Origin of the sequence: Ferrithrix thermotolerans DSM 19514, assembly GCF_900128965.1 — a bacterium.
GTDB lineage: Bacteria > Actinomycetota > Acidimicrobiia > Acidimicrobiales > Acidimicrobiaceae > Ferrithrix > Ferrithrix thermotolerans.
Genome location: NZ_FQUL01000003.1, coordinates 72,931 through 97,418, shown reverse-complemented (window position 1 = coordinate 97,418; position 24,488 = coordinate 72,931). Strand labels below are relative to the sequence as shown.

General features: G+C 51.3%; 26 protein-coding genes. 4 read left to right on the top strand and 22 right to left on the bottom strand.

Going from position 1 to position 24,488, the window contains the following annotated elements; translation table 11 throughout:
- Positions 1-26: 26 nt before the first annotated feature.
- From BUA24_RS02050 to BUA24_RS13070, 6 genes are all read right to left on the bottom strand, one after another.
- Positions 27-2,213: an ATP-dependent helicase gene (locus tag BUA24_RS02050; RefSeq protein WP_072788241.1), complete on the bottom strand. Its 2,187-nt coding sequence runs from the start codon at positions 2,211-2,213 to the stop codon at positions 27-29.
- Positions 2,214-2,236: 23 nt separating this feature from the next.
- Positions 2,237-3,787: a glutamine-hydrolyzing GMP synthase gene (gene guaA, locus BUA24_RS02045; protein ID WP_072788239.1), complete on the bottom strand. Its 1,551-nt coding sequence runs from the start codon at positions 3,785-3,787 to the stop codon at positions 2,237-2,239.
- Between the two features lie 3 nt (positions 3,788-3,790).
- Positions 3,791-4,954, bottom strand: a complete 1,164-nt coding sequence (locus BUA24_RS02040) for a GuaB3 family IMP dehydrogenase-related protein (protein ID WP_072788238.1) — start codon at positions 4,952-4,954, stop codon at positions 3,791-3,793.
- Between the two features lie 470 nt (positions 4,955-5,424).
- Entirely contained in the window at positions 5,425-5,607 is a 183-nt protein-coding gene (locus tag BUA24_RS02035; RefSeq protein WP_072788236.1) for a hypothetical protein, read from the bottom strand.
- 259 nt (positions 5,608-5,866) lie between these two features.
- Positions 5,867-6,112 carry a hypothetical protein gene (locus BUA24_RS13075; RefSeq protein ID WP_072788234.1) on the bottom strand — a complete coding sequence of 82 codons (246 nt, stop codon included), beginning with the start codon at positions 6,110-6,112 and terminating at the stop codon, positions 5,867-5,869.
- Between the two features lie 91 nt (positions 6,113-6,203).
- Positions 6,204-6,386 (bottom strand): hypothetical protein, encoded by a 183-nt coding sequence (locus tag BUA24_RS13070; RefSeq protein ID WP_143146333.1) that lies wholly within the window; start codon positions 6,384-6,386, stop codon positions 6,204-6,206.
- Between the two features lie 104 nt (positions 6,387-6,490).
- Between BUA24_RS13070 and BUA24_RS02020 the strand changes: the two genes are divergently transcribed.
- The 3 genes from BUA24_RS02020 to BUA24_RS11840 all read left to right on the top strand — a co-directional run bounded on the left by BUA24_RS02020 (position 6,491) and on the right by BUA24_RS11840 (position 8,645).
- Positions 6,491-6,736, top strand: a complete 246-nt coding sequence (locus BUA24_RS02020; protein ID WP_072788230.1) for a hypothetical protein — start codon at positions 6,491-6,493, stop codon at positions 6,734-6,736.
- A 688-nt stretch (positions 6,737-7,424) separates the two neighbouring features.
- Complete coding sequence (locus BUA24_RS02010) at positions 7,425-7,868, top strand: sensor histidine kinase (protein WP_143146332.1); 444 nt, start codon at positions 7,425-7,427, stop codon at positions 7,866-7,868.
- A gap of 531 nt (positions 7,869-8,399) precedes the next feature.
- Positions 8,400-8,645, top strand: a complete 246-nt coding sequence (locus tag BUA24_RS11840; protein WP_178138672.1) for a winged helix-turn-helix domain-containing protein — start codon at positions 8,400-8,402, stop codon at positions 8,643-8,645.
- Positions 8,646-8,766: 121 nt separating this feature from the next.
- Here BUA24_RS11840 and groL read toward each other — a convergent pair whose 3' ends face one another.
- The 11 genes from groL to BUA24_RS01950 all read right to left on the bottom strand — a co-directional run bounded on the left by groL (position 8,767) and on the right by BUA24_RS01950 (position 18,166).
- Positions 8,767-10,398 (bottom strand): chaperonin GroEL, encoded by a 1,632-nt coding sequence (groL, locus tag BUA24_RS02000; RefSeq protein WP_072788225.1) that lies wholly within the window; start codon positions 10,396-10,398, stop codon positions 8,767-8,769.
- Between the two features lie 2 nt (positions 10,399-10,400).
- Entirely contained in the window at positions 10,401-10,694 is a 294-nt protein-coding gene (groES, locus tag BUA24_RS01995; protein ID WP_072788223.1) for a co-chaperone GroES, read from the bottom strand.
- A 103-nt stretch (positions 10,695-10,797) separates the two neighbouring features.
- Complete coding sequence (gene tsaD / locus BUA24_RS01990) at positions 10,798-11,781, bottom strand: tRNA (adenosine(37)-N6)-threonylcarbamoyltransferase complex transferase subunit TsaD (RefSeq protein ID WP_072788222.1); 984 nt, start codon at positions 11,779-11,781, stop codon at positions 10,798-10,800.
- 31 nt (positions 11,782-11,812) lie between these two features.
- Complete coding sequence (gene rimI / locus BUA24_RS01985; protein ID WP_072788220.1) at positions 11,813-12,352, bottom strand: ribosomal protein S18-alanine N-acetyltransferase; 540 nt, start codon at positions 12,350-12,352, stop codon at positions 11,813-11,815.
- Entirely contained in the window at positions 12,342-13,079 is a 738-nt protein-coding gene (gene tsaB, locus BUA24_RS01980) for a tRNA (adenosine(37)-N6)-threonylcarbamoyltransferase complex dimerization subunit type 1 TsaB (RefSeq protein WP_178138671.1), read from the bottom strand. The genes rimI and tsaB overlap by 11 nt, the downstream gene beginning before the upstream one ends.
- Positions 13,076-13,570 carry a tRNA (adenosine(37)-N6)-threonylcarbamoyltransferase complex ATPase subunit type 1 TsaE gene (gene tsaE / locus BUA24_RS01975; protein ID WP_072788216.1) on the bottom strand — a complete coding sequence of 165 codons (495 nt, stop codon included), beginning with the start codon at positions 13,568-13,570 and terminating at the stop codon, positions 13,076-13,078. The genes tsaB and tsaE overlap by 4 nt, the downstream gene beginning before the upstream one ends.
- Positions 13,555-14,145: a uracil-DNA glycosylase gene (locus tag BUA24_RS01970; RefSeq protein ID WP_143146331.1), complete on the bottom strand. Its 591-nt coding sequence runs from the start codon at positions 14,143-14,145 to the stop codon at positions 13,555-13,557. Before BUA24_RS01970 ends, tsaE begins: the two co-directional genes overlap by 16 nt.
- A gap of 29 nt (positions 14,146-14,174) precedes the next feature.
- A complete protein-coding gene (gene alr, locus BUA24_RS01965; RefSeq protein WP_072788212.1) occupies positions 14,175-15,353 on the bottom strand; it encodes an alanine racemase in 1,179 nt (392 codons plus the stop codon).
- Positions 15,354-15,401: 48 nt separating this feature from the next.
- Entirely contained in the window at positions 15,402-16,823 is a 1,422-nt protein-coding gene (locus BUA24_RS01960; protein WP_072788210.1) for an NAD(P)H-hydrate dehydratase, read from the bottom strand.
- Between the two features lie 40 nt (positions 16,824-16,863).
- Positions 16,864-17,241, bottom strand: a complete 378-nt coding sequence (acpS, locus tag BUA24_RS01955) for a holo-ACP synthase (RefSeq protein WP_072788208.1) — start codon at positions 17,239-17,241, stop codon at positions 16,864-16,866.
- A gap of 34 nt (positions 17,242-17,275) precedes the next feature.
- Entirely contained in the window at positions 17,276-18,166 is an 891-nt protein-coding gene (locus BUA24_RS01950; protein ID WP_178138670.1) for a LysR family transcriptional regulator, read from the bottom strand.
- A 264-nt stretch (positions 18,167-18,430) separates the two neighbouring features.
- Here BUA24_RS01950 and BUA24_RS01945 point away from each other — a divergent pair, with 264 nt between their 5' ends.
- Entirely contained in the window at positions 18,431-19,567 is a 1,137-nt protein-coding gene (locus BUA24_RS01945; RefSeq protein WP_072788201.1) for a glycosyltransferase family 4 protein, read from the top strand.
- On the opposite strand, the gene glmS is transcribed toward BUA24_RS01945, so the two are convergent.
- From glmS to truA, 5 genes are read right to left on the bottom strand one after another with little or no spacing between them, the layout of a single operon-like run.
- Positions 19,554-21,389, bottom strand: coding sequence for a glutamine--fructose-6-phosphate transaminase (isomerizing) (glmS, locus tag BUA24_RS01940; protein ID WP_072788199.1), 1,836 nt, complete (start codon positions 21,387-21,389; stop codon positions 19,554-19,556). The genes BUA24_RS01945 and glmS overlap by 14 nt on opposite strands.
- A gap of 8 nt (positions 21,390-21,397) precedes the next feature.
- Positions 21,398-22,732: a phosphoglucosamine mutase gene (gene glmM, locus BUA24_RS01935; protein WP_072788197.1), complete on the bottom strand. Its 1,335-nt coding sequence runs from the start codon at positions 22,730-22,732 to the stop codon at positions 21,398-21,400.
- A gap of 3 nt (positions 22,733-22,735) precedes the next feature.
- Positions 22,736-23,131, bottom strand: coding sequence for a 30S ribosomal protein S9 (gene rpsI, locus BUA24_RS01930; protein ID WP_072788195.1), 396 nt, complete (start codon positions 23,129-23,131; stop codon positions 22,736-22,738).
- A gap of 10 nt (positions 23,132-23,141) precedes the next feature.
- Positions 23,142-23,603 carry a 50S ribosomal protein L13 gene (gene rplM / locus BUA24_RS01925; RefSeq protein ID WP_072788193.1) on the bottom strand — a complete coding sequence of 154 codons (462 nt, stop codon included), beginning with the start codon at positions 23,601-23,603 and terminating at the stop codon, positions 23,142-23,144.
- Positions 23,604-23,662: 59 nt separating this feature from the next.
- Positions 23,663-24,487: a tRNA pseudouridine(38-40) synthase TruA gene (gene truA / locus BUA24_RS01920; RefSeq protein ID WP_072788192.1), complete on the bottom strand. Its 825-nt coding sequence runs from the start codon at positions 24,485-24,487 to the stop codon at positions 23,663-23,665.
- Position 24,488: the final 1 nt, after the last annotated feature.

The window sequence follows — 24,488 nt, the reverse complement described above, 5'->3', positions numbered from 1 at the left end:
TTGGACCTCTTGCGAACATAAAATAACTAGGTGGCCTTGCCTATGATCTTCAGGTTGGCGTACAAAGCCAACAGACGTTTCTCCCCTACCTCGGTAAAGTTCACGACGAGTTCCGCCTTATCACCCGATCCAATCCGCTCCAGAACCAGACCCTCACCCCATCGTTGATGAAAGACGATCTCTCCTGGTCGAGCCGATGAGATACTTTCCTCAAACCCTCTTGATCGAACTCTCGTACCCCTTAAGGAATCACTCACGGTCGTGTCTTTGTACGAGGAGAACTCAGACAGATTAGCTCCAAAGCCGAGTGGCTCCAAGGTCTCCACAAGCTCAAGGGGTATCTCCTCTAGGAATCTAGAGGGAGGGTTGTAAGAGGTATCACCAAAGGACCTTCGGGTACGTGCATACATCAAGTACAACTTTCTCATCGCTCTAGTAACCCCAACGTAGAAGAGACGTCTCTCTTCCTCAACACTTTGAGGGTCCGTCAAGGATCTCACGTGTGGAAATATCCCGTCCTCCAATCCGACAAGAAAGACTGTATCGAACTCCAGGCCTTTGGCTGCGTGAAGAGTCATGATAGTGACCTTTGCAACATCGTCCAGATCGTCTGTTGCCGAGTGAAGCGCAGTAGTCTCTAGAAAATCAGACAAGGTCTCGAACTCATCAACCACACGCCTGAGCTCTTCGACGTTTTCAACTCTTCCCAACCCTTCGTGCGACCTGTCGGACTTGAGCATCTCCAAATAGCCCGACTCTTCAAGTACGTGGTCTAAAACTACAAGTGGCTTAGACCTATCGGCCAAGGCAGAAGACTCTTCAATCAGACTGATAAAGGATTCAATCTGCTTTGACGTCTTGTGCGCGATACCGGCCTTCTCCGGCCAACGAAGAGCGTCATAAAGACTCGTCCCCGAGGATTTCGCAAGCGCCTCAGCCTTTGATATGGTTGCATCGCCTATCGCACGCTTGGGAGTGTTGATCACTCTTTTCAGCGACACCTCGTCTTGACGATTCAGTAGAAGTCGTAGGTAACAGATAAGATCTTTGATCTCTTTGCGCTCATAGAACGGCACACCCCCAACCACCTGGAAAGGAATGCCTCTTTGCATTAGAGCCTCTTCAACGATACGGCTCTGAGAGTTTGCTCGGTAGAACACGGCAAAGTCACTAAATCTGTTTTGACCCCCAGAGGTTAGAGATAAAACCTGAGAGGCCACAAAATTTGCTTCATCGAGATCGGTGGGTAGTTTCACTACCTTTACCTTCTCGCCTTGCATCTGCGCCGAGTAGAGTCTTTTGGAGTACCGGGATCTGTTGTTACTGATCGATGCGTTTGCCACGTCTAAGATCGCTTGCGTAGATCTAAAGTTCTCCTCCAAGACAACAACTTTGGCACCTAAATATGTGTCCTCAAACTCCAAGATATTGTTGACCTTGGCTCCCCTAAATGCGTATATCGACTGATCTGAGTCACCTACGGCGAACACATTGTCATCGGGCTTCGCTAGCACTCTGATGAGGTCACTTTGGACATCGTTGGTATCTTGGAACTCATCGACCAAGATGTGCTCAAACTTCCTTTGGTAGTAGTCAGCTATCTCGGGGTTGTCTGTTAGCAACCGAAGGGTTAGGAGCAAGATATCGTCAAAGTCCATGGCGTTAGCAGAGACGAGCCGATCTTGGTATGACGCAAAGATCTCCCCTATCTTTTTTTCATATAACCCCGATGCTCTATCTTGATAGATCTGTGGGGTAACCGAGACAGACTTTGCCTGAGATATAGCGGACTGCACACCCCTTGGAGGAAATCTTTTTGCATCTAGCCCCATGTCCTTGATCACATACTCAAGCAGACGTCTCGAGTCACTCTGGTCATAGATTACAAATGAAGTACGATAACCAACCGGCTCGGGATGGACTCTCAGTATCCGCAATGCAGCAGAGTGGAAGGTTGATACCCACATGGAACGACCAACCTCTCCCACCAGCTCGGCGACTCTCTCCTTCATCTCCCGGGCGGCCTTGTTAGTAAAGGTTATCGCCAACATGGAGTAAGGTGAGACTCCAGTCTCAATCAGGTAAGCCATTCTCCGAGTTAATACCCTGGTTTTGCCCGAGCCAGCACCGGCGACGACCAAAACAGGACCCTTCCCGCAGGTAACTGCCTCCAACTGAGTGGAGGTCAAACCCTCTAAGATACGGCTGGGCACCTAAGCTTCCTTTCAGCTTGAGCTTACTCCCACTCTATAGTACCTGGTGGCTTTGAAGTAATATCGTAGGCAACTCGGTTTACGCCTCGTACCTCAGCGACTATGCGCCTTGAGATGCTTTCTAAGACTTCGTAAGGGAGTCTGGCCCAATCCGCTGTCATTGCGTCCTCAGAGGTTACAGCTCTTAGGATCACGGGCGAGTCGTAGGTTCGCTCATCCCCCATTACCCCCACCGTCTTGACTTTTGCCACCAGCACCGCAAAGCTTTGCCAAAGGGTCTTGGTTAGACCCGCCTTGTAAATCTCCTCTGCGACGATCAGATCAGCCTTGCGCAAGGTTTCTGCCCTCTCAGGCGTGACCTCTCCCAAAATTCGTACGGCCAGACCTGGACCGGGAAAGGGTTGCCGCCAAAGTATCTCATCAGGGAGACCCAGCTCAGATCCGACTGAACGAACCTCATCTTTAAAGAGCCAACGCAGTGGCTCCACGAGATCGAAACTCATGACGTCGGGAAGTCCGCCAACGTTATGGTGGGACTTAATCTTTGCCGCAGTTTTTGTTCCCGACTCAATCACATCAGGATAAAGCGTCCCCTGCACTAGAACTGAAGCATCCTCTATCTCAGGCTTGAGATCTTCAAAGACCCGGATGAAGGTCTCTCCAATCGCCTTTCGCTTTGCTTCAGGGTCCTCCACCCCCCTTAGTACGGAAAAGAAACGATCAGATGCGTCAACGGTTATGAGTTTGATGGAGAACTGGTCTCTAAATGTTCTCTCGACCGCCTCGACCTCGCCCTGGCGCATTAGCCCCGTATCCACAAAAACACACGTCAGCTGGTCTCCCACGGCTTCATGCACCAGCGCTGCAGCCACAGAGGAGTCAACACCTCCCGAGAGGGCACAGATAACTTTTCGCTCCCCAACCTGCGCACGCACCTCCTTCACCGCTTCTTCGATGATCGAGTAGTTAGTCCAGACTTTGGGAACCTGTGCTAGTTCAAAGAGAAAGTTGGATAAAACCTCTTTGCCGAATTCAGAGTGAGTAACTTCAGGGTGAAACTGGACTCCGGCGATTTTTTTGACGGCGTCTTCAAAGGATGCCACTTTAGACACAGCCGTAGACGACGTAGGCGTCGCTCCCACTGGAGCCTGCGTGATAGCGTCGAAGTGGCTCATCCACACAGAGAACTCGGTGGGTAGTGAGCTAAAAAGTGTTGACGTACTAGCCAAGCTACGCCTGATCCCTGTTCGTCCGTACTCACCTACACCGTTTCTAACAACCTCCCCGCCTAGGTCACGCGCAAGCAGCTGGGCTCCGTAACAGATCCCGAGGATCGGAACACCAAGGTCATAGATACGCTCGTCCAGAGATGGTGCCCCATCCTCGTTGACAGACTTGGGACCACCAGAGAGGATGATCGCAGCGGGATTTTTGGCCTTTACCTCCTCAGCTGAGATATCGTGAGGAACGATCTCAGAGTAGACATGAACCTCTCGCACTCGACGCGCTATAACTTGGGCATACTGTGCACCAAAGTCCACAACTAGGACAGGTGAGGTTCTGATCTCCTTCAACCTTTAGTGCCCCATCCCAACTTTTTGGCTTTGCTGCAAAGCTTTGCCTTCGGTCTGTAGGGCTGGCGCCACCATAACCTCAGCCTTTTGGAACTCCTTCAGAGTCTCATATCCACACGTTGCCATTGAGGTTCTAAGCGCTCCAAAGAGATTCAGCCTTCCATCGTTTTCGTGTGCCGGGCCAAGTAGTATCTCTTTCAATGTACCTCTCTGTTCTGTCTTTACTCGCGTTCCTCGTGGAAGCGTCGGATGGAAGGTAGCCATACCCCAGTGATATCCGTGACCAGGTGCTTCGTAAGCAGAAGCCAGGGGTGATCCCATCATCACTGCATCGGCACCACATGCGATAGCCTTCGCAACATCTCCACCTTTGCTCAGTCCGCCATCAGCTATAACGTGCACGTAGACTCCGGTCTCATCTAGATGTCGCATCCTTGCACCAGCAGCATCGGCAATCGCCGTCGCTTGAGGTACGCCAATACCTAGTACACCTCTTGTCGTACAGGCATTTCCAGGTCCAACACCCACCAAGACACCCACAGCTCCTGTACGCATGAGGTGTAAGGCGGCTTGATAGGAGGCGCAACCTCCTACTATCACCGGAATCTCAAGCTCTCTAATAAAACTCTTGAGATTGAGCGGCTCGGAGGTCTTGGAGACATGCTCCGCCGAGACTACAGTTCCCTGTATAACTAGCATGTCGAGCTCTGCAGCCAGGATAGCCTTCATAAAGCTCTTCGTACGCTGAGGAGTAACTGAGGCGCACGTTACCACGCCAGCCGATTTGATCTCTTTGATTCGCTCCGTTATCAGCTCAGGTTTAATCTCCTCGGAATATATCTGCTGCATACGAGCGGTCGCTTTGTCAGGATCGAGTGAGGCTATCTCCCTAAGATAGGGTTCTGGATCCTCATATCTAGTCCAAAGTCCCTCGAGGTTTAGGACACCAACCCCTCCAAGCCTTCCTATTTCGATCGCCGTTGCCGGACTTACCACGCCGTCCATCGCAGAGGCCATAAGGGGTATGTCAAATTTGAATGCGTCGATCTCCCAGGTTATATCCACGTCCTCAGGATCTCTAGTGCGCCTTGAGGGCACAATGGCGATGTCATCGAACCCATACGCCCTTCGGCCAGACTTACCAATTCCGATCTCGACCTCTGCCACAGAGCCTCCATTTCAACCGACGCACGAGAGACACAACATGGACCTAGTGATGCGATCTCAGTGCCAACCTTATTTGGATCAATAATAGCCGTACAACCAGAGGTTACTAATAGGTTGTGAGACTTAGTTGACATGTTCGCACCGCTGTCACAGCAAAGGAAACCTCAATTTTCTACTTGAGTCTGTGTGGTCTCACCGCTCACGCTTTGAGAGGTTGATGAACCTCCACCTCTGCAAAGCCTATCTGTCTGAACCGCAGCGTCAAAGCAATCCCCGTAAACACCTACAAAAGTAGAGTTCGTGTATCTAAGACTCCTCTACCTCATCCATGTAAGTAAGACCCGACTCTTGTCTTCATTGTGCGACTACGCGTACACCGACGCTAGTATGGCTGGCGAGGCGAAGAACCTTGCTGAGCAAGGATCCCTTTATCAGTTCAGCGACTCGGCTACGTTGTGACGCCCCTACCACTATCTGGGTAATCTAATGTTCCTTTGAAAACTAAAAAGCACAGTAGCCACGTAGTCCCCTGGTAGGTCGTATAAAGTGGCCCCAAGATCACCACAGATCTTTCTAACCTCGTCGATCTTACGTCCGTCTTCGTCCTGGCTAACGTGCACAGCCATAAGCGGGGTACGGGCTCTCTTGGCCATAGGACTGCTCTGTATAAAAGGTGATCGGTATCCGGGGCACTTGTCACCCCGTCCACTATCCTCTCGGTGTTCTCAAAGGCCTTGGGATTATGAAACTTTGAGAGATAGGTGAGCATCTCCTCTTCTGTCTCATCGGCTAAGAAGCGCAACGCCAACTCACGCAGGGCTGATAGGTTTCAAATCGAAAGAAGTTAGAAAAAGCACCTTCAATCCTTTCAGGTGGATATACATCTGCATGCAACAGCCGTCTTCTTAGCTGCTATATGGAGGAGTCGACGAGTTTGATCTGATCCGCCCTCCTAACAACCTGGTCTGGAACACGCTCCCGAACCTTTGCACCCACAAACTCCTCGACAGCGTCGGCTACAGACCCTAGGTGCTGAATGTTCCAAGTTATAACTACCGAAGTTCCCCTCGAAAGCACATCCAGCACATCCTCCCACCTTTTTTCGTGCCTTCCACTGCCAGACACGTTAGAGTGCGCAAGCTCGTCTATCAGTACCACCTAAGCTGCCTTGCCAAGATTGCTCAAGATCCATCTCCTCAAATACCGACCCTCGGTACGCTACCTTCTTAGACAGAACTATCTCCATCCCCTATAACCTGGCTGCCACGTTGGTCCTCTGATGCGTCTCCACAAAGCCCATAACGACATCAGCACCACGTTTCAACCCAGAGCGCCCTTCATCTAGCATCGCAACCGTTTTCCCAACACCAGCAGCAACGCCTAGATATATGCGAAACTTACCCGCCGGATCAACGAGAGCTCCCTGGTTCATCGTATCTCCTGCCAAAGGAATCGCCTCTCGACCAACCTAGTAAGCGCCGCCAAGATAGCTAGCACATAGCCATCAGGACTGCGTCCCCTTCCAGACAACCTTATGTGGCAGTTGGAGTATCACTTGGCCCCTTTATCGTTCTCGCCTTAGCGATCGTTCCTTTTCGGGCTTCCCTCTCCATCTCTACAACGGCACTAATACTGATGGTCCCCGTCGTCGGAGTCTCGACAGATGGTTTTTACATAGGCGCCTTTGATGTTGCAGTAGGGTTCTTAAAATACAACCATGTCCTTATCCTCTCTACTACACACTTTCCGTGGGAGAAAGCCAAAACTGGGTTGCCCTGGTGATCCACACCACAGTGATGCTGGTGGTCTCGATCTAAAGGAAGCTAGGGGACGTGCAGATCAGGCAAGTAGAGATACAAGGCGACTCATGGAGTTCTAGCAGGATCTCGTTGGTCAAAGATCCCCCGAGATCGTAACCGCAGCCACAGCAGAAGCTTTATTTGAGGTATCAGCCTTAGATTCGGTCTCTCTTTACCTCTCGGACATGACACATAATCTCAAAGAGATGATCGCTCTCGGACGGCCGATCCAAAGTGACGTTATCGCGTCGCTCACCCCCCAGGAGAGGAAGCATTCATACAAGTCAGTTTCGCAGATGCGGCGAAGATAGCTCGAACAAGATCACTACAGGGATGCCCCTTAGCTCCTCTGGGGTACTTCTAGGGATGTTGATAACCAAAGGTCCAGAGTTGCCTCAAGCTCGCTTAGAACTACTTTCTGTATTTATCAGCCAGAGCGCTCTCGCTCTGCATAAAGCGATCTTGGACAAAGAATCCTCGAGGACTCGAGAACTTGTAAAGGTCGATCGGTGGAGAAGGATCCTTTTGGAGACGGTGTCTCATGACTTTAGAACCCTATTTGGCTTTTATCGAAGCAGCAACGTCGGTCCTAGCAGGCCCCGAGTCCAGACTAAGCCCAACGACCTTTCAACACCTTCAAACACTAGATCAATCCAGACAGACTTACGCAGATGGTCTTCAATCTCTTAGACGCAACAAAGGTACAGTCGGGAATGTTGAAGCTCCGCCTCTCTAGGCGTGACATCTTTGAAACGGTAGTCGAAGGAGTAAGAACCCTTGGCGAGAAGTCTGTCTCAAAAGTATCGTTCATAGATCCAGATACCCCGATATCAGCGGTGTACCTTGATAAGACCCCAGTATCTCGGGTCGTCGCTAACCTAGTTGAAATCTCTATCCGACATAGCCCAAAGAACAAGGCTGTAACCGTTAGGCTCTCATTAACGCAAGAAGAGATAAGAGTAGCGGTTACCAACTACGGACCGATGATTCCGACAAAGATGCAAGAGGACATCTGTTCGATTTTTCCAATCGAGCTAGGTAGACCAAGTCAAGCAGCCTTGGTCTTTGGATCGCCCACACCCTTATCGATCTGCATAGTGGAACTATATCAGTAGCACCTTACACAGAGGGGCGAACCACGTTTTTCTTCATAATACCGCAAGTCAAAGAGCCCGCCGCATTAGAGAGAGCAGGGTAGAACCATAATCCACAAGGTAGTTGTCATCGACGACGACCCATCCCTCCTGACTGCGTTGCGCACAGGCCTAACCTCAAAGGGTTATGAGGTGGCCATACGCTTTAAACGCCGAAAGCGGAGTTGAGGCAACCGTAGAGACATCCTCAAATGCATTTATCTTGGATCTTGGGCTTTCCGACATAGACGGGGTCTCCCTGTGCCGAACCATCAGCCCTTTAGCAGTGCTCCGATCATAGTTCTCTCAGCAACCCCAGATGAAGAAATGAAGATTCGTGCGCTGGATATCGGGTGTGGATAACTACGTTACCAAGCCACATTCAATGGGGGAGCTACTTGCACGCCTGAGGGTAGTCTTACCTATCTAAACACACAGGTAGTGAGGACTGAACACAAGAGCACCCAAATCCTACTCGGTCTACACGTAATTTTAGATACAGTCAGACACGAGGTGTTCGTAGACGACAACCCCATCGAAGTAACGGCAAAAGAGTACGACCTTCTTTGTCTATTAGCCTCTCATACTGGCAAGATCTTTACGCACGAAGACCTCCTGAAAGAGGTGTGGGGGGCGGAGTACTTCTCAGAGACAAACTATCTGAGGGTATACATAAACCGTCTTCGCAGGAAGCTCGGCCCTTATGGAGAGGATCTCATTCGAACAAAACCTGGCATGGCTTACCGCATCGAGTTGTAGTGTGATACCACCAAGGCCTCCAACACGAAGCCGCCTCCAAAACCTAAAACGATAAAGGGACAGCCCCCTATCAGGGACTGCCCCAGAGACATCCAGCTCTTTTTGACTGGAAAAACTCTTCTTACATCATTCCGCCCATGCCGCCAGCAGCAGCCGCAGCAGCAGCGTTATCCTTGGGTTCGGGCTTATCAGCAACCAAGGCCTCGGTCGTGAGCAAGAGAGCCGCAATAGAAGCGGCGTTCTGCAACGCTGACCGGGTTACCTTTGCTGGGTCGATCACACCAACCTTGACAAGATCCTCGTACTCACCGGTACGAGCGTTCAGGCCATAGGCGCCGCTCTCACGCTCCACCGTCTGAACCACCACTGGCCCTTCAAGTCCTGCGTTGTAGGCGATCCACTTAAGAGGCTCTTCAAGGGCCTTTGCAACGATAGTTGCTCCAACGGCCTCATCACCTTCAAGGGTGCCCACTAGCTCCTGGACCTTGGCTCTCGCTCTTAGAAGTGCGGTACCACCTCCAGCAACGATGCCTTCTTCTATTGCCGCTCGAGTAGCAGAGAGAGCATCTTCGATTCGATGCTTTTTCTCCTTCAGCTCGACCTCAGTAGCCGCTCCAACCTTGACTACAGCGACACCGCCAGCAAGCTTAGCGAGCCTCTCCTGGAGCTTCTCACGATCCCAGTCAGAGTCGGTCTCTTCGATCTCTCGTCTTATCTGAGCCACTCGGCCATTGATCTCTTCCACCTTACCGCTACCGCCGATGATCTTGGTATCATCCTTTGTCACCTCCACACGGCGTGCCTGGCCCATCAGATCCAAGGTAGCGTTCTCTAGCTTGAGACCCACCTCTTCAGAGATAACTTGACCACCGGTAAGGACGGCCATATCCTGCAACATGGCCTTTCTTCTCTCTCCAAAGCCCGGAGCCTTGACGGCTACTGAAGAGAATGTGCCGCGAATCTTGTTGACCACTAAGGTCGCTAGAGCCTCACCCTCAACGTCCTCGGCGATTATAAGCAGGGGCTTACCTGCCTGCATCACTTTTTCAAGGACAGGGAGCATCTCATGAACCGAGGAAATTTTAGATCCGTAGAACAGAATGTAGGGGTTTTCCAAAACCGCTTCTTGACGGTCAGGATTGGTTACAAAATACGGAGACAAGTAACCCTTGTCAAACTGCATTCCCTCAGTGAACTCAAGCTCTAGGCCGAAGGTGTTGGACTCCTCAACGGTGACGGTTCCGTCCTTGCCAACCTTATCGATTGCTTCAGCAAGCACCTCGCCAATCGCAGTGTCACCTGCTGAGATCGAAGCGACCTGTGCAAAGTCTTGCTTACCTTCGACCGGCTTGGCCTGGGACGAGATAGAGTCAGACGCTGCCTTTACGGCCTTTTCAATACCACGCTTTAGCGACATAGGATTTGCCCCAGCAGCGACGTTCTTTAGCCCTTCTCGAATAAGGGCCTGAGCCAGAACGGTAGCAGTGGTCGTTCCGTCTCCAGCTACGTCGTTAGTCTTTGTCGCCACCTCTTTGACGAGTTGGGCACCCATGTTCTCAAAGGGGTCTTCTAGCTCGATCTCCCGAGCTATCGACACTCCGTCATTGGTAATTGTAGGCGCACCAAACTTCTTGTCGAGGACGACGTTTCTACCCTTGGGCCCAAGCGTCACCTTGACGGTGTCTGCTAGCTTATTGACGCCAGCTTCAAGACCTCGTCTTGCGGCCTCGTCAAATTTCAACATCTTTGCCATCGTTACTTCTCCACCTTAGCTAATACGTCTCGAGAGGAGAGGATTAAGAGGTCTTCCCCATCAACAGAGATCTCAGTGCCGCCATACTTTGAGTAGACAACTCGATCTCCAACTTTTACGTCGAGAGGAATTATCTCTCCACTTGCCTCTGCCCGACGACCGGGGCCGACAGCTAGAACTTCACCTTGTTGTGGTTTTTCTTTCGCAGTGTCAGGAATCACGAGTCCAGAAGCTGTGCGCTCCTCAGACTCCGCTGGCCTAACAACAATACGATCCTCCATGGGATGGAGCTTCATAACTTCAAGCCTCCTTGGTTGAATCACGCCTCTTAATGGCCATTTAGCACTCTAGCCCCTTGAGTGCTAATTTCTGCACTTGCAGGAAAAATTTTTTGGTTCCCTACGCAAGAGACAGGGAGGTATCGATACCGATGTCCAAAGCAGCCACCTGCCCTAGACCAAGACGAAAGGCACCAGCAGCTGCGATCATCGCACCGTTGTCGGTACATAGGCGTTTAGGGGGTATGACTGCTTTGACACCCGCAGCTGCACACAGTTCTTCGATGCGACTGCGAAGCAAGGTGTTTGCAGCCACTCCTCCCCCTATGACAACCGAACGGTATTCTCTTTTTCTAAGCGCCATACCCACTTTATGGGCAAGCGCATCCACAACCGCCTCTTGAAACGCCGCTGCAACGTCGTTTACGTTGACAGGACCGTGAATCTCCAGATAACGCAACACCGCAGTCTTGAGCCCCGAGAACGAAAAATCAAGGGTATCCCCAGACAGCGCCCTAGGAAATCGAATATAAGACCCGTCGCCTAAAAGTGCCACTCTTTCGATCTCAGGACCGCCTGGAAAAGAAAGACCGAGCAACCGAGCAACCTTGTCGAAGGCCTCACCCGCTGCGTCATCTAAAGTGCCACCCAACTCTACGTACCGCCCCGGCTCGGTGATCTCAATTAGTTGGCTATGGCCTCCCGACACCAGCAGGGTAAGAGATGGCAGATCCACAGGACTCATCAAAGTGCCAGCGAAAAGATGTCCCTCCATGTGATCGACGGCCACTAAGGGAACGTCCCATGCGAGTGAGAGCGCCTTGGCAGCGGAGACTCCAACCATCAAAGAACCAGCTAGTCCCGGTCCGTAAGTGACCGCAACGCCATCGAGGTCCTTTGCGGGCGAACTAAGCTGGGACTGCCTTAGCACATCAGAGATAGATCGGGTAATGGCTCTTGCGTGCTGCCGCGAGGCCAACTCGGGCACGACTCCTCCGAAGTCGGCGTGAAGATCATTTTGCGCCACAATCGTCTCAGCAGTCACCCGTCCTCTTTTTAGCACCGCAACAGCTGTCTCGTCACACGAGGTCTCTATCCCAAGGATATTGAGACCTTTGGGATAATCAAGGTAGTTGCTAATCGAGGTTCACCTCGCCCTCGTTTAGACCTTGGCGAATCTCGGCGAGTCGTTGCTCGAAGATCTCTGTATCGATGTTGTACGACCACATTACAATAGCATCCTCATTATTCTCTTTGTAGTAACCCTTTCGTATCCCCACCGGTACGAATCCGAACCTAAAGTAAAGCTTTTGAGCTCTGGTATTTGACGCCCTCACCTCTAGCGTCATGTCTTTGGCTCCACTTTGTTTGGCAACCTCAAAGGCGTTCAACAACAGCCTGGTAGCTACCTTTACCCCCCAAAACTCTGGATCCACAGCGACGTTCGTGATGTGACCTTCGCCAACAGCAACCATCAGTCCACAGTAACCGACCACCTTCCGCCTAACCTGTGCGACGTAGTAGTACCTGGATTCAGGAAGGTTGAGTTCCGACAGAAATATTCCTAATGACCAAGGCCTTGGATACACCTTCGCCTCTATCCTCAATACCTGAGTGAGGTGTCTCTTCTTCATCGGAGAAATAGAGATCTCTGCAACCAACGCACTACGTTTCAACCCGGCCTCCATCTATCGGAGAGTCAAATCTTCGAAAGTTGGGCCTAGCATCCGCCTCTCTAAGGTAGCTAACAGAGACATGCAAGGGGTCTACCACTTCGTTACGGAGAAACTTCTCCATCGCCAACCGTAAATGTGAACTTGCATCTCCCGGTGGCGTCAAATCCACATTTTCGTTCCACGTAGGATAGCTCTTCCATCTGTTGCGGTACTTTACAAGACCTCCTCCCCTCACGAGAACCCTCTGCCCTAAATTCGAAAGCTGAGGGTACTTAGACAAGAGATACCCCGTTAGCTCCTCTGGAGCCATGTGTCCTTCCTCTAGAAGCGTTCTTTGGTCCTTCGGGCCACTGAAGAGGCCGTAAAACACCTCTTGACGTTTGCCGTCTTCGATAATCAAGATATAGTCCCACTCGCCTAGCTCCCCGTAGACCGCCAACTCAAGCCTCGAAAGTTCCACCACTGACAGGGCAGCGGCCTGTGCCAAGACAGATACAAAGGTAACTCCCACCCTAAGACCACTAAACCCCCCCGGACCACAGACAACAGCTATAAAGGAGAGGTCATCGAGTCCTAGACCACTGTCTGAAAGGACCTCTTTAGTTAGAGGCGCCAGACTTTCGACGTGAAACTGTCCCTCTCTATACCTGCTGACGCTGTTTACACCTTCGACAGATGCAGCCACTAAAGTGAACTCCCCCGAGGTGTCGACACAGAGAAAGTTCAACTGCACCGGACACCCTCATTCGTCTCCAATAGCCCTGCAACTGTTGGGAAACACGCCAAGTTACCAAGGTTCGAAAACGTAACAACCCTATGCAACTCTGACACACCCTGCGAGATTGTAAGGTCGTAAGAGATCAGGTCGATACCTTCTAAGTCGATATCTTTGGGCCACTCGATGGCGACTACCGCCCCTTTCTCCGCCTCATCGAGCACCCCAAGCTCCTCGAGATACATTGGGTCTTCTATCCTATAAAGATCACAATGGATAAACTTACCACAAGTTGCCTTGTACTCCCGGGCGGTGAGAAAAGTGGGAGATGTCACGACCCTGCTAACCCCAAGGGCTCGCGCAAGACCCTGCACAAAGGTCGTCTTTCCAGCTCCCATTCCTCCCCGAAGAAGAAGAATGGACGGTGAAGGGATATCACGTCCAACGGCAAAGCCCAAGGCAGTCATCTCTTGGGCTGAGTTCACCTCTATGGATATGGGCACGGTTGGATCTCTCCTTTTAGAAACAGATTCACGAGCGCCAAGTCCGCTCGAATCTTTGTAACCACAGATGGACCTCCCCTCAGAGCAGCAGCGGGGTGAAATGATGGTGCAACAGCCAACTTGCCGTCGTAGTAGATCTGTCCCCGAAGCGCCCCAACGCCTAACTTTGTACTAAGCAGCGTCTTCGCCGCAAAGGCGCCAACGGCAAGTACGACCTTTGGCGAGATCGTCTCGATTTGTCGATAAAGGTAACCCACACAAGCTTCAATCTCTGTCGACTCAGGGTTTCGGTTATTGGGTGGTCTACACTTGACTAAGTTTGCGATAAAGATATCAACACCACTTTCACCCAAGTTCTCGTTGAGTAAGTCTCGCAACAAACGACCCGATCGACCCACGAAGGGACGACCCGAGATATCCTCATCCTTTCCCGGAGCTTCACCCACTACTAAGACATCCGCGTCGACGGCACCCTCCCCAAACACTGTATGAGTACGAGACTCATGAAGTGGACATCTCGTGCAACTGGAGACCTCTTTCTCCATCGCTCCCAGAGTCGTTACCTTGTCACTCATTGATCTGCTCCAGACGTTGGGTCCGTACACTACAGATCAACACGGTAAGGGTCAGCTCCTTTGTCACTTCCATCAATATAGATTCGTGGCACCCGTGCAGCAATGGAGGTTAGTACCTCATACGGAATGGTCTCCAACGCCTCAGCCCACTCAAGAGCCGTTACCACGTTCGCACCTTGTCGTCCAAGCAGAACCACCTCTTCCCCTTGAGCGACCTCCACATCCCCGCAGTCGATCATAATCTGATCCATAGTCACAGTACCTGCTATAGGGACACGTTCCCCCTTTATAAGAACCTCCTGACCCCTGTCAAATAGAGTCCTACGCAGCCCATCTGCATAACCTATCGGAACCGTAGCAATGAAAGAAGCGGAGGCTAGCGGACGTCTCAACCCATATGACACCGCCTCACCCGCTTTGAGTCTCCTAACAAAGGACACTCTCGACTTAAGCGACATAACAGGCCGCAGCCCAACCAGGTTGATCTCTTGGCTCGGTAGATATCCATAGACGCCTATTCCGGAGCGCACTAGATCGTAACGTGCACTCGGATAAGCGACCCCTCCAGCAGTGTTAGCGAGATGCAGTAGAGAGGGCCGGATGTTGATCGTAGCAAGCCTGGCAACAACACGTTCAAAGCGTGCGATCTGCTCTAAGGTATAGCCTCTACCTAACTCTCCTGCGTCAGCCACGGCTAAGTGAGAACTGAGTCCGCCGACAGAGACCCCACTATCTCTCGCCAGCCTCGCCAGTTCTAGGGCTTCTTCCTCGCTCACGCCGAGACGGTGCATACCAGTATCGACCTTGATGTGTATCTTTGGAGAGGAGGTGGACTTAGACCCTCTCGCCAGACGTTGCCAAGACGCTACTACCTCCACTAAAGTACGAGCGTTATAGATGGTCAAAGTAAGATCCTTAGCCAAGGCCTCTTCTATGTACTCCCGCTCCGGCTCCATCAGGACAATAACCTCACCCTTAATATCAGCGTCCTTTAGCTCTATCCCTTCCTCCACCGTGGCTACGCAGAAGAACGAGACACCGAGCTCACTAGCCTGACGAGCTATTTGAGTAGCTCCGTGACCATAACCATTGGCCTTTACCACTACTGCAAGCTGTGCTGGGTAGACCGTTCTTTTCAGCACGGAGATGTTGTGCCTTAGCGCAGAGAGGTCAACCTCAGCCCAAAGCGCTCTGGAACGATATGCCACTACGTCTCCCTACAACTATTTAATGTTCACCTGAACGTTAGATACAGACTAAATAACATCAAGCCCACGGTGCCATCTCTTGTCAAGGGAGCTGAGCCATCCAACACACCCTTCGATAAGGTCAGAGGCTCTAACTGAGTATCCACCCAAGAAAGAAGAGGCTCTTCCGTGAATATGCGCACCTAAAGCAGATGCAAGAGCAGGTTCCACCCCACGGGCCATCAAGCCTCCAATCACACCAGAGAGGACATCACCGCTTCCTCCAACTCCCAGGCGAGAGGATCCAGACCCAACGAGGTATGCAGCACCATGCGGACTAGCCACCACCGTGAGAGACCCTTTAAGCAAAACTATGGCTCCGCACATCTCTGCTGCTCTGACCGCAGCTTTGACTCGGTCTTCTCCTCGAACCACCTTTACACCAGAGCCTTCAAAGAATGCGTTGAACTCACCTTCGTGCGGCGTAATCACGATTGGAGCATTTCTCGAAGTGGCTATACGGCGTAGGCGTGCCGGATCACCAAGAGCGAAGATTCCATCCGCATCCAATAAAGCCGGCATCTCGGTGTTGTTCAGCAGCCTTCGCACTAGGTTAGAGAGCTGAAGACTGCGCCCAAGCCCAGGACCAATTACGGTAGACTTAAAGTGCCTAGCTGCGTCGATAACAGGTTCCGCCCAAAGGCTATCTAGTCCAACGCGAACAATCTCCGGAGACAAGGTAACCCCCATTCGACCACCGGGAGTGGAGGGATAATATAGATGCACGATGCCTGAGGCAAGTCGATAGCTTGCATTTGCCGATAGCTCGGCGGCTCCGAACATTCCTTCTGACCCCGCAAGAACAAATACCGAGTGACGCCACTTATGGTCATAAAGATCGCCCTCGCCGAGATGCTCCAAAACATCGGTGTCTTCTATGAGCGAAACTGAAGTGCCAGATGTGTAAAGGTCTTCAAGTGCTACTTCAACCTTGCCCGAGACAAGAGGTCCTTGATTTTGAAGTAGCCCTATCTTTAGGGCACCTACGGTAGCGGTAACATCAGCAGCTAGACATCCTCCCCAAAGCGTTCCAAGATCTGCGTCAAGCCCAGAGGGAACATCAACGCTAAGCACGGGGATATGGGGTGGAAGCTTGACTGGCTCAAACTCCCGATTGATCCCAACTCCAAATGATCCATCGATAAACAGGTCGGCTTCCTTTATCGAACCCATGTCACGATCTTTTATCCCCTTTACAATAACCTTGACACCTCGTTCCGATAGAAACCTTGCAGCTGAGCGGGCATCCTCACCGTTGTTGCCAGGACCAGCCTCAATATAGACCCTCTTCCCATATGCACCTGAGAGCATCTTCATGGTGATCCTTGCAACAGCAAAACCGACCCTTGCAACTACAGCTTCAAGCTCACCGCGCTGGGAGATATCTGCATCGAGACCCCGCACATCAGCTGCGTAAGCGACCTTTTTCATCGAATCTCCCTACAGAACCTATTCCTTCTCTACCCAGAGATTAGCCTTGAACCATGGCTACAGCTGTTGCCACAGCAACGCTGTGAGAGTGAGAGATCGATAGATCGATAGAAGTAACTCCTAGCTCCTCTGCGACTATCGCTGCTCTTCCCGACAGCTCCACCTTTGGACGCCGAGATGGCGTCCTTACCACCTCAACCTCCCTAAAGCTAATTACACCAATTCCACTCCCTAAAAGCTTCATAACCGCCTCCTTCGCACAGAAGCGAGCTGCTAGGTATGGAATTGGATCTTTGTGAGCATCGGCGTAACTAATCTCTAAAGGACAGAAGATCCTTTCAACGAGTGCTGGAGACCTAACGACAGCCTTTCTCATTCGCTCGATCTCAAGCACGTCTATACCGCAGAGAACCTTCACGTAACGTCTCGATCGTCAGCCAACTCTGATTGCCCTAAGGCTTGCCAACAACGAGCTGGTAGAAGGAACGTGCCGGAATCGAGAGCTCATCAAATGGTCTTGAGATGATACGAAATGCGCGCGTAATCCTCCCAAGCTCTTTCACCATAGCCAGCTTCAATAGCCCGTCTTCGACCTCGCGCCCCACCGCCAGCGATGAAACAAATCCCACTCCAAGACCTGCAACTAGAGCTTCTTTTACAGCCTCCCCGCCCGCCAGTTCAAATACCGTTCGAGGGAAGATTCCAGCCTTTACCATAGCAGCTTCGACCGTGGAGCGCACGCCAGAACCGCTCTCCCTCCAGACCATTGGAAGATGTTCGATCTCACTGTAAGAGACCTCAGGTAATGTAAAGTCAAACAGCGAAGGAGAACACGCAAGCACTAGCTCATCTCCGCCTATCACTCTCTCTACTAGCTCCTTTGAGTGTGAATACTCCGGAGACTCTATCAACCCCACCTCCATCTCTCCGTTGTCCAAAGACGACACGACAAGTTCAGAGTTGGTTGACCGTGCGCTAACTCGTACTCCCGGGTACGCTCGGCGAAACTTTATAAGCCAGTTAGGCAGAACATGCGCTGCGACCGTGTTCGACGCCGCAACCGAGAGGACACCGGCTTCGCCTTTCTCCAAGGAACTTAGGTACTCCATGACCCCCCTATAACCCCTAAGAAGAGGGGCGGACTCACGCGCTAATTCTCGCCCAGCGCGCGTGAGAGTAACTCCGTGTCCTGAGCGTTCATGAAGACGTTCACCAACGGCCTGAGATAGTGCCTTGAGCTGCTGGGAGACAGCTGGCTGTGAGATACCGAGTAGCGAAGCCGCCTCAGACAGATTCTCCGTCTCCGCCACAACTACTAGTGTGACCAGATAGTCAGAACTCACGCGCTGAAGCCGATGCAGTGTCATAGACCTCTCGCCAGTTAGAACCTGTGTAAAATTCACCACAACTACTATCTACTATAAAAAATCTTGGATTGATAGCTAATAATAAAATAAATTCTTCAAATGTGCCAATTTTCTACTGATTTTTTACAGCCTTTCATGGAGTATCACGCAGCACGCTTCTCAGGTATCCGCCGGTCTCCACCCGTTACAGATCGGTGCTAAATATTGACCCATAGGAGTCGGCCCGAAGCAATATCCCCCATGAATCAAACTTCGCACATGGGAGTCCTTGTGGTCCCCTTCGCTCCGTCTAAAACACAAAAAGTGGTACATCACGGCTTTACCGCTAAAGTAGGCCTAGTGCACATAGCGTTTGTCTCAACGGAACTGTTGCCGATTTACGGACAAGGTGCTCTAGAACGCCTAGTCAGAGGCTGGGCTAAGTGGATAGCTCAAGAGCACGAGGTGACTCTGATATCCATTGGACAGGGTGTGACCGAAGATTACTCCGGCGACTTGGGAGATCTTAGGCACATCTGGGCGTCGAGTCCTAGTGATCTTGCAGGGATATGCAAGACACACCACATCGATCTCTGCTGCGTCAACAACAGGCCGGGTTGGCTTCACCTAACAGGGACTACCCCGGTCCTAATTCTTCATAACTTCTCAACCGCCTGGCGGCTACATAGATACCCCCAGCAGCCTGTATCTCCTGCCACCAAGGTGATAGCTCTTTCAAATGCACTAATGTTTCATGCTAGAGAGGTCCTTGGGTTGAACTTCGAACAGCTTGATATGGTTTACCCCTTTTTAGATCCGGCCTTTCTTGAGGGCAGCACTATATTTCGCAAGACAAAGCAGGGTCAACTGAAGCTACTCTTCCCAAATCGTATAATGTATAAAAAAGGCGTATGGGCAACTCTCGACGCTTTGGACCTAATCGGAGGGAAAGTTGACATCGACTTCACTCTAAGTCTCTCTCCAAACCCGAGCGACCGTCACTTTACTAATCTTGCAATCAAAAGAGTGAACCACACCGAGCATGCTCGATTGATCAGATCTGTATCTCACCCTTACGACCTCGCTGATCTAATGCTTGACTACGACGGCATCTTGATGCCTTCTGTAGAACCAGAGGGCTTTGGTCTCGTAGCGATGGAGGCTTTGAGCCTAGGGCTTCCCGTTGTCGCCTCAAACCTCGGAGGACTTAGTCACGCTGTTGAATGTGGAGCAATCCCCATTGACCCACTCCACAGCCCGAGCTTTGCCAAGACGCTTACTGACCTCGGGGAGATCGAACAACCAATACCAGAAATAAAGTTCATCCGGGAGAATCTCTGTCTCGAGAGATCGGCAGCCTCACTTCTTTCTGTCTTACTCCGAGCTACTCAACCGTAACAGTCTTTGCAAGATTCCTAGGACGATCCGGATCAAGTCCCCTGGCGACGGATGTGTAGTGTGCCAACACCTGAAGAGGTACGACATCGACCATAGGAGAAAATAGTTGATGAACCTGTGGAACTAAAAATACGTCATCATCGGATGCCATGTGCCCCGCAGGCATCTCGTTAACTACGAGAACTACCTTGGCACCCCTGGCCCTCACCTCTTCGACGTTAGCTAAAACCTTCTCGTATAGAGCTCCCTTTGGTGCTATCGCCACAACGACGGCCTGTTCGTCGATCATTGCAATTGGGCCGTGCTTGAGCTCGCCGGCGGGGTAGCCCTCGGACGGAGTATAAGTGATCTCCTTGAGCTTTAGAGCCCCTTCTAGAGCTACCGGATAGCCAACGTTTCTTCCGATAAAGTAGAATCTGTCGTAGCCGAGGAGCCTTTGTGCTACTCGCTCGTACTCCTTTATCTGAGATAACGCAACAGATATCGCCTCTGGAACTGCGTTCAGTCTCCCTATCAGTTCGTTCACTTCTGAAGGATATAAGGTTCTCTTTAGATCTGCCAGGTAAAGAGCTAAAATCTCCAGAGCTCCGATCTGAGCTATGAAGGTCTTGGTCGAAGCTACCGATATCTCCGGACCAGCTCTTGTGTACAACACGGCATCGGCCATTCTGGCCATGGATGAACCAACTACGTTGGATACGACTAAGGTTTTTGCTCCGGAAGCCTTGGCCTCGGAGAGCGCCACCATCGTATCTAGAGTCTCCCCGGACTGTGAGACGCCAACAACTAAAGTCGTCGGGCTCAGAACCGGATCTCTATAGCGAAACTCAGAGGAGACATCGATCTCAACAGGCACTCTAACAAAGTGCTCAAGCGCATAGCGAGCCACCATACCTGCGTGTAACGAGGTGCCACAGCCGACAATCACTACTTTTTGTATCGTCTTCAGCTCTTCCTGCGTTATATTGAGCTCGTCAAGAGAGATCCGACCCTCCTGGTCAACACGCCCTGCCAAAGTATCTCGCAGAGAGCGAGGCTGTTCGTCGATCTCTTTCGACATAAAATCTGAAAAGCCTCCGACCTCGACCCTTGAGACATCCCACTCTACCCGAAGTTCATCCAACTCCGGAGAGAGCGTTACTATATTCGACCTAACCTTCCCAACGGTGAGGGTATCCTCAGGTACCATAAAGTAAGAGGAGGCGCTATCTAAAAGAGCCGGGACATCCGAGGCAACAAATAAGGTGCTGTCATCCACGCCAACAACGAGAGGCGCCATCCGTCGCATCATGTACAAAGTGTTGGGTTCCCTTAAATCGAGCACTACAACGGCCATGGACCCCATCAGCCTTGAAAAGGCTTCTTGTACCGAAGCCTCAGCATCTCCGTTGAGCCTGAATCTCTCTTCGACCAGGTGCACGATAACCTCAGTATCGGTCTCAGAGGCAAACTCATGCCCAAGGGCAATCAGCTCATCTTTGAGCTCTTTGTAGTTCTCCACGATACCGTTGTGTACCACTGCGAAGTGTCCAGAGCAGTCAAGATGAGGGTGCGCATTCATCTCGGAAGGCCTTCCATGAGTCGCCCAGCGAGTATGCCCAATCGCTGCAACAAGCTGTCTAGGGGGGTTCTGACCCTCAAGCCACTCCGACAATGCTGCAATTGAAGAGGTATCTCTGGCAACTCGCCTTACTTCAAAACCTGATGAAGATGCAAGAACCATGCCTGCTGAGTCGTATCCTCTGTACTCCAGGCGTCGTAGACCTTCGACAACCGCCGCTGCGGTAGCACCACTGCCAACAATACCCACGATTCCGCACATTTACTGCCTCACTCTTTTGCCGAAGCACGAACTGTTTCTTCGATACGAAACGCCACTTCACGAGCTAGCTCGTCGGTCAACGCCTCAACCATTACTCTAACTAGCGGCTCTGTACCAGAGGCTCTAACCAGTATTCGTCCACGCTCCCCAAGATAATCCGAGAGGCTACTAACTACATCTTTTACTACTTTGGTTTCCAAGAGCTCCTTGCCATCTCTAACTGCCACATTTATCAACACTTGTGGATAGCGCTGGAAAGAACCCTTCAACAGCTCCGAAAGAGGCGCGCCTTTACGGCCTAGCAACTCCAGCAAAAGTGCTGCACTTAACAGTCCATCCCCTGTGGTTGCATGATCAGCAAAAATAATATGTCCCGACTGTTCGCCTCCTAGACTGAGGCCATCTCTTTCCATAGCCTCTAAGACATATCTGTCTCCTACGCTGGTGCGTACACACGCAATACCACGCGCCTTCAAAAACAGTTCGAGACCCATATTACTCATCACAGTGAGTGCGACGGAGTTGCGGGCGAGCAAAGACCTCTCAAGCAAATCCATCGCAAAAAGAGCGAGGAGGTCATCCCCATCTACTATCTCGCCCAAGTTGGAGACTGCGATCAAACGGTCGGCGTCGCCATCAAACGCAAGACCCACATCGGCTCCGCTTGCGCAAACAGCATCAACGAGCGGTTTCGGGTTGGTAGAACCAACCTCTTTGTTTATGTTGTAGCCGTCAGGAGCGTCACCGAGGGTAGCAACAACATTGCAACCTAGTGATTCGAGCAGAGATTTAGCCAACGGATAGGAGGCTCCATTGGCAAAGTCAACCGCTACCTTGATACCTTTCGTAAGGCTCGCGTCAGCAACGGTTGTAACGTAACTGACATAACTTTCGGACAAATCCTCTCCGCTGATCTCTCCGATCTTTCCACCACGTTCCCGATTGCCAGAGGAACTCAACTCCAGCAGAATTCGCTCCAGATCCTCTTCCTCTAGGTCGGTTAGCTTCCTCCCACCCGCTCCGAATAACTTTATTCCATTATCTTGATATGGGTTGTGAGAAGCAGATATGACTGCTCCTGGAACACCGTTACGCGCACAAAGGTGAGCCAAAGCTCCGGTGGGCATTACACCAAGATCAACGACATTGCCTCCGCCAGAGGATATCCCAGCGGCCAAAGCAGAACTCAACATCGCTCCAGACACCCTTGTATCTCTTGCTATATAAAGGGTGCACCCTTTATCTAGCAATCTCATGTAAGCCAATCCGAGAGATAAGGCTAGTTCCGGAGTTAGCTCGAGATTTGCAACACCCCTGATGCCATCTGTACCGAAGGAGATCACTGTCTAACGCTTGGAGTACTGTGGAGCTTTCCTGGCCTTCTTCAAACCGTACTTTTTAGATTCCTTCTCACGCGCGTCTCTCGTGAGAAATCCAGCAGCCTTCATTACCGAACGTAGTTCCGGGTTCACTTCAACGAGGGCTCTTGCCAATCCAAGTCTGATAGCACCCGCTTGGCCAGAAATCCCACCACCGTCAACGGTTATATCGACATCAAAGGTAGTCGATAAAGTCTGAGAAGTCATGGGCTCCATAGCGTAGTTACGACTTGTTAGGGAAGGTATGTAGTCTTCGACCGGTCTTCCATTTACAACTACCTTGCCTTCGCCTTCCCTGAGCCTGACGCGAGCAACCGCTTCTTTACGGCGCCCTGTACTTTGTGTTAGGGGTTTAGTTGCCATTGTATCCTACCTATCCCACGTAGTCTTGACTTTTTCTCGCACCGGAAAACTCCAGCGGAAGAGCGTTTTGTGCTTGATGAGGGTGTGTACTTCCTCCATAAACCTTCAGTTTCTTGGCCATCTTACGGCCAAGCGGACCCTTGGGCAACATACCCTTTATGGCCTTTTCAACAACAAACTCTGGTTTTTCTTCGAGTAGATCCTTATACAAAGACGCTCTCAAAGATCCAGGATAACCAGAGTGCCTGTATGCATACTTTCGCTCAGCCTTATTTGAGGTAAGCACTACCTTGGATGCGTTCACCACGATAACGTGGTCACCGCAGTCAAGGTACGGTGAATAGGCGGTCTTATGTTTACCCTTTAGTATTGTTGCGACCTCCGTCGCCAAGCGACCCAGGACCATGTCAGAGGCGTCAACAACAAACCACTGCCTAGTTATATCCGACTGTTTCGTAGCTACGGTCTTCATAATCCTCACCGAATATCTGTCATTATCGGCGCACTGTGCGCTCAAGACACAAGACAAAATCATATACGCTCGATACCCCAAGTCGGACCAGAAAAGTCCCATGAGTTTGTTCTTTCGAGCCATAGCCTGCGAGATAGAGGATCAAATGACTGGTAACCTACTCCAAATAAATAGAGACCTTCCGGTGGCGCCACTGAGTGCACAAGGGACCGATCACCTGACACGAGGGCCTGCCGTAGCACAACACCTTGTCGCCTGCCCAGGCCAACCTCCACTAACACAGAGACGATCGACCTAACCATTTGATGACAGAACGAGTTAGACCAGATCAAGATGTCCACGAAGTGATCGGACTCAACGATCTCTACACCATAAAGCCTACGTCGGGTTGGGCGACCGTCGTTCCCGCCTGACTTGCAAAACGCACGGAAGTCGTGGCTACCCACAAGCGCAAAAGAAGCGTTTATCATTTTCTTCACATCAAGCGGTTCTTGAATTGCCCAGCTCAAATCCCTTAAGAAAGGTGTCCCAGAGTTATTCTTAACTATCCGATACAGATAGAGCCGGTAACGTGCAGAGAATCGCGCAGAGAAACTACAAACCGTAGTCTCAAGAGCATGAACCTTGACTGAAGAGGGCAAAAGCCGGTTGATGGACCTAAGCGGAGCCTTTGATCTAGGGTCAGGCGCATCAAAGGAGATCACCTGACCTACCGCATGAACGCCTTTATCCGTCCGCCCCGCAACGACTATATCTATCTGGCGCTGGAAAACGACGGAAAGGGCGGACATCAACGCTCCGCCTACCGTCTCAACTCCCCCCGGCTGTACCCCGAAACCGTGGAACTGCGAACCGTTGTACGACACTAACGCAACCCAACGCATG

Bases quoted from the DNA above. Each gene is read 5' to 3' on its own strand.
- BUA24_RS13070 (WP_143146333.1), bottom strand. From the start codon at position 6,386: ATGAACCAGGGAGCTCTCGTTGATCCGGCGGGTAAGTTTCGCATATAT.
- groES (WP_072788223.1), bottom strand. From the start codon at position 10,694: ATGAAGCTCCATCCCATGGAGGATCGTATTGTTGTTAGGCCAGCGGAG.
- glmS (WP_072788199.1), bottom strand. From the start codon at position 21,389: ATGTGCGGAATCGTGGGTATTGTTGGCAGTGGTGCTACCGCAGCGGCG.
- BUA24_RS02010 (WP_143146332.1), top strand. From the start codon at position 7,425: ATGGTCTTCAATCTCTTAGACGCAACAAAGGTACAGTCGGGAATGTTG.
- rplM (WP_072788193.1), bottom strand. From the start codon at position 23,603: ATGAAGACCGTAGCTACGAAACAGTCGGATATAACTAGGCAGTGGTTT.
- truA (WP_072788192.1), bottom strand. From the start codon at position 24,487: ATGCGTTGGGTTGCGTTAGTGTCGTACAACGGTTCGCAGTTCCACGGT.
- groL (WP_072788225.1), bottom strand. From the start codon at position 10,398: ATGGCAAAGATGTTGAAATTTGACGAGGCCGCAAGACGAGGTCTTGAA.
- BUA24_RS01960 (WP_072788210.1), bottom strand. From the start codon at position 16,823: ATGAAAAAGGTCGCTTACGCAGCTGATGTGCGGGGTCTCGATGCAGAT.
- BUA24_RS01945 (WP_072788201.1), top strand. From the start codon at position 18,431: ATGAATCAAACTTCGCACATGGGAGTCCTTGTGGTCCCCTTCGCTCCG.
- BUA24_RS02035 (WP_072788236.1), bottom strand. From the start codon at position 5,607: ATGGCCAAGAGAGCCCGTACCCCGCTTATGGCTGTGCACGTTAGCCAG.
- rpsI (WP_072788195.1), bottom strand. From the start codon at position 23,131: ATGGCAACTAAACCCCTAACACAAAGTACAGGGCGCCGTAAAGAAGCG.
- BUA24_RS01970 (WP_143146331.1), bottom strand. From the start codon at position 14,145: ATGAGTGACAAGGTAACGACTCTGGGAGCGATGGAGAAAGAGGTCTCC.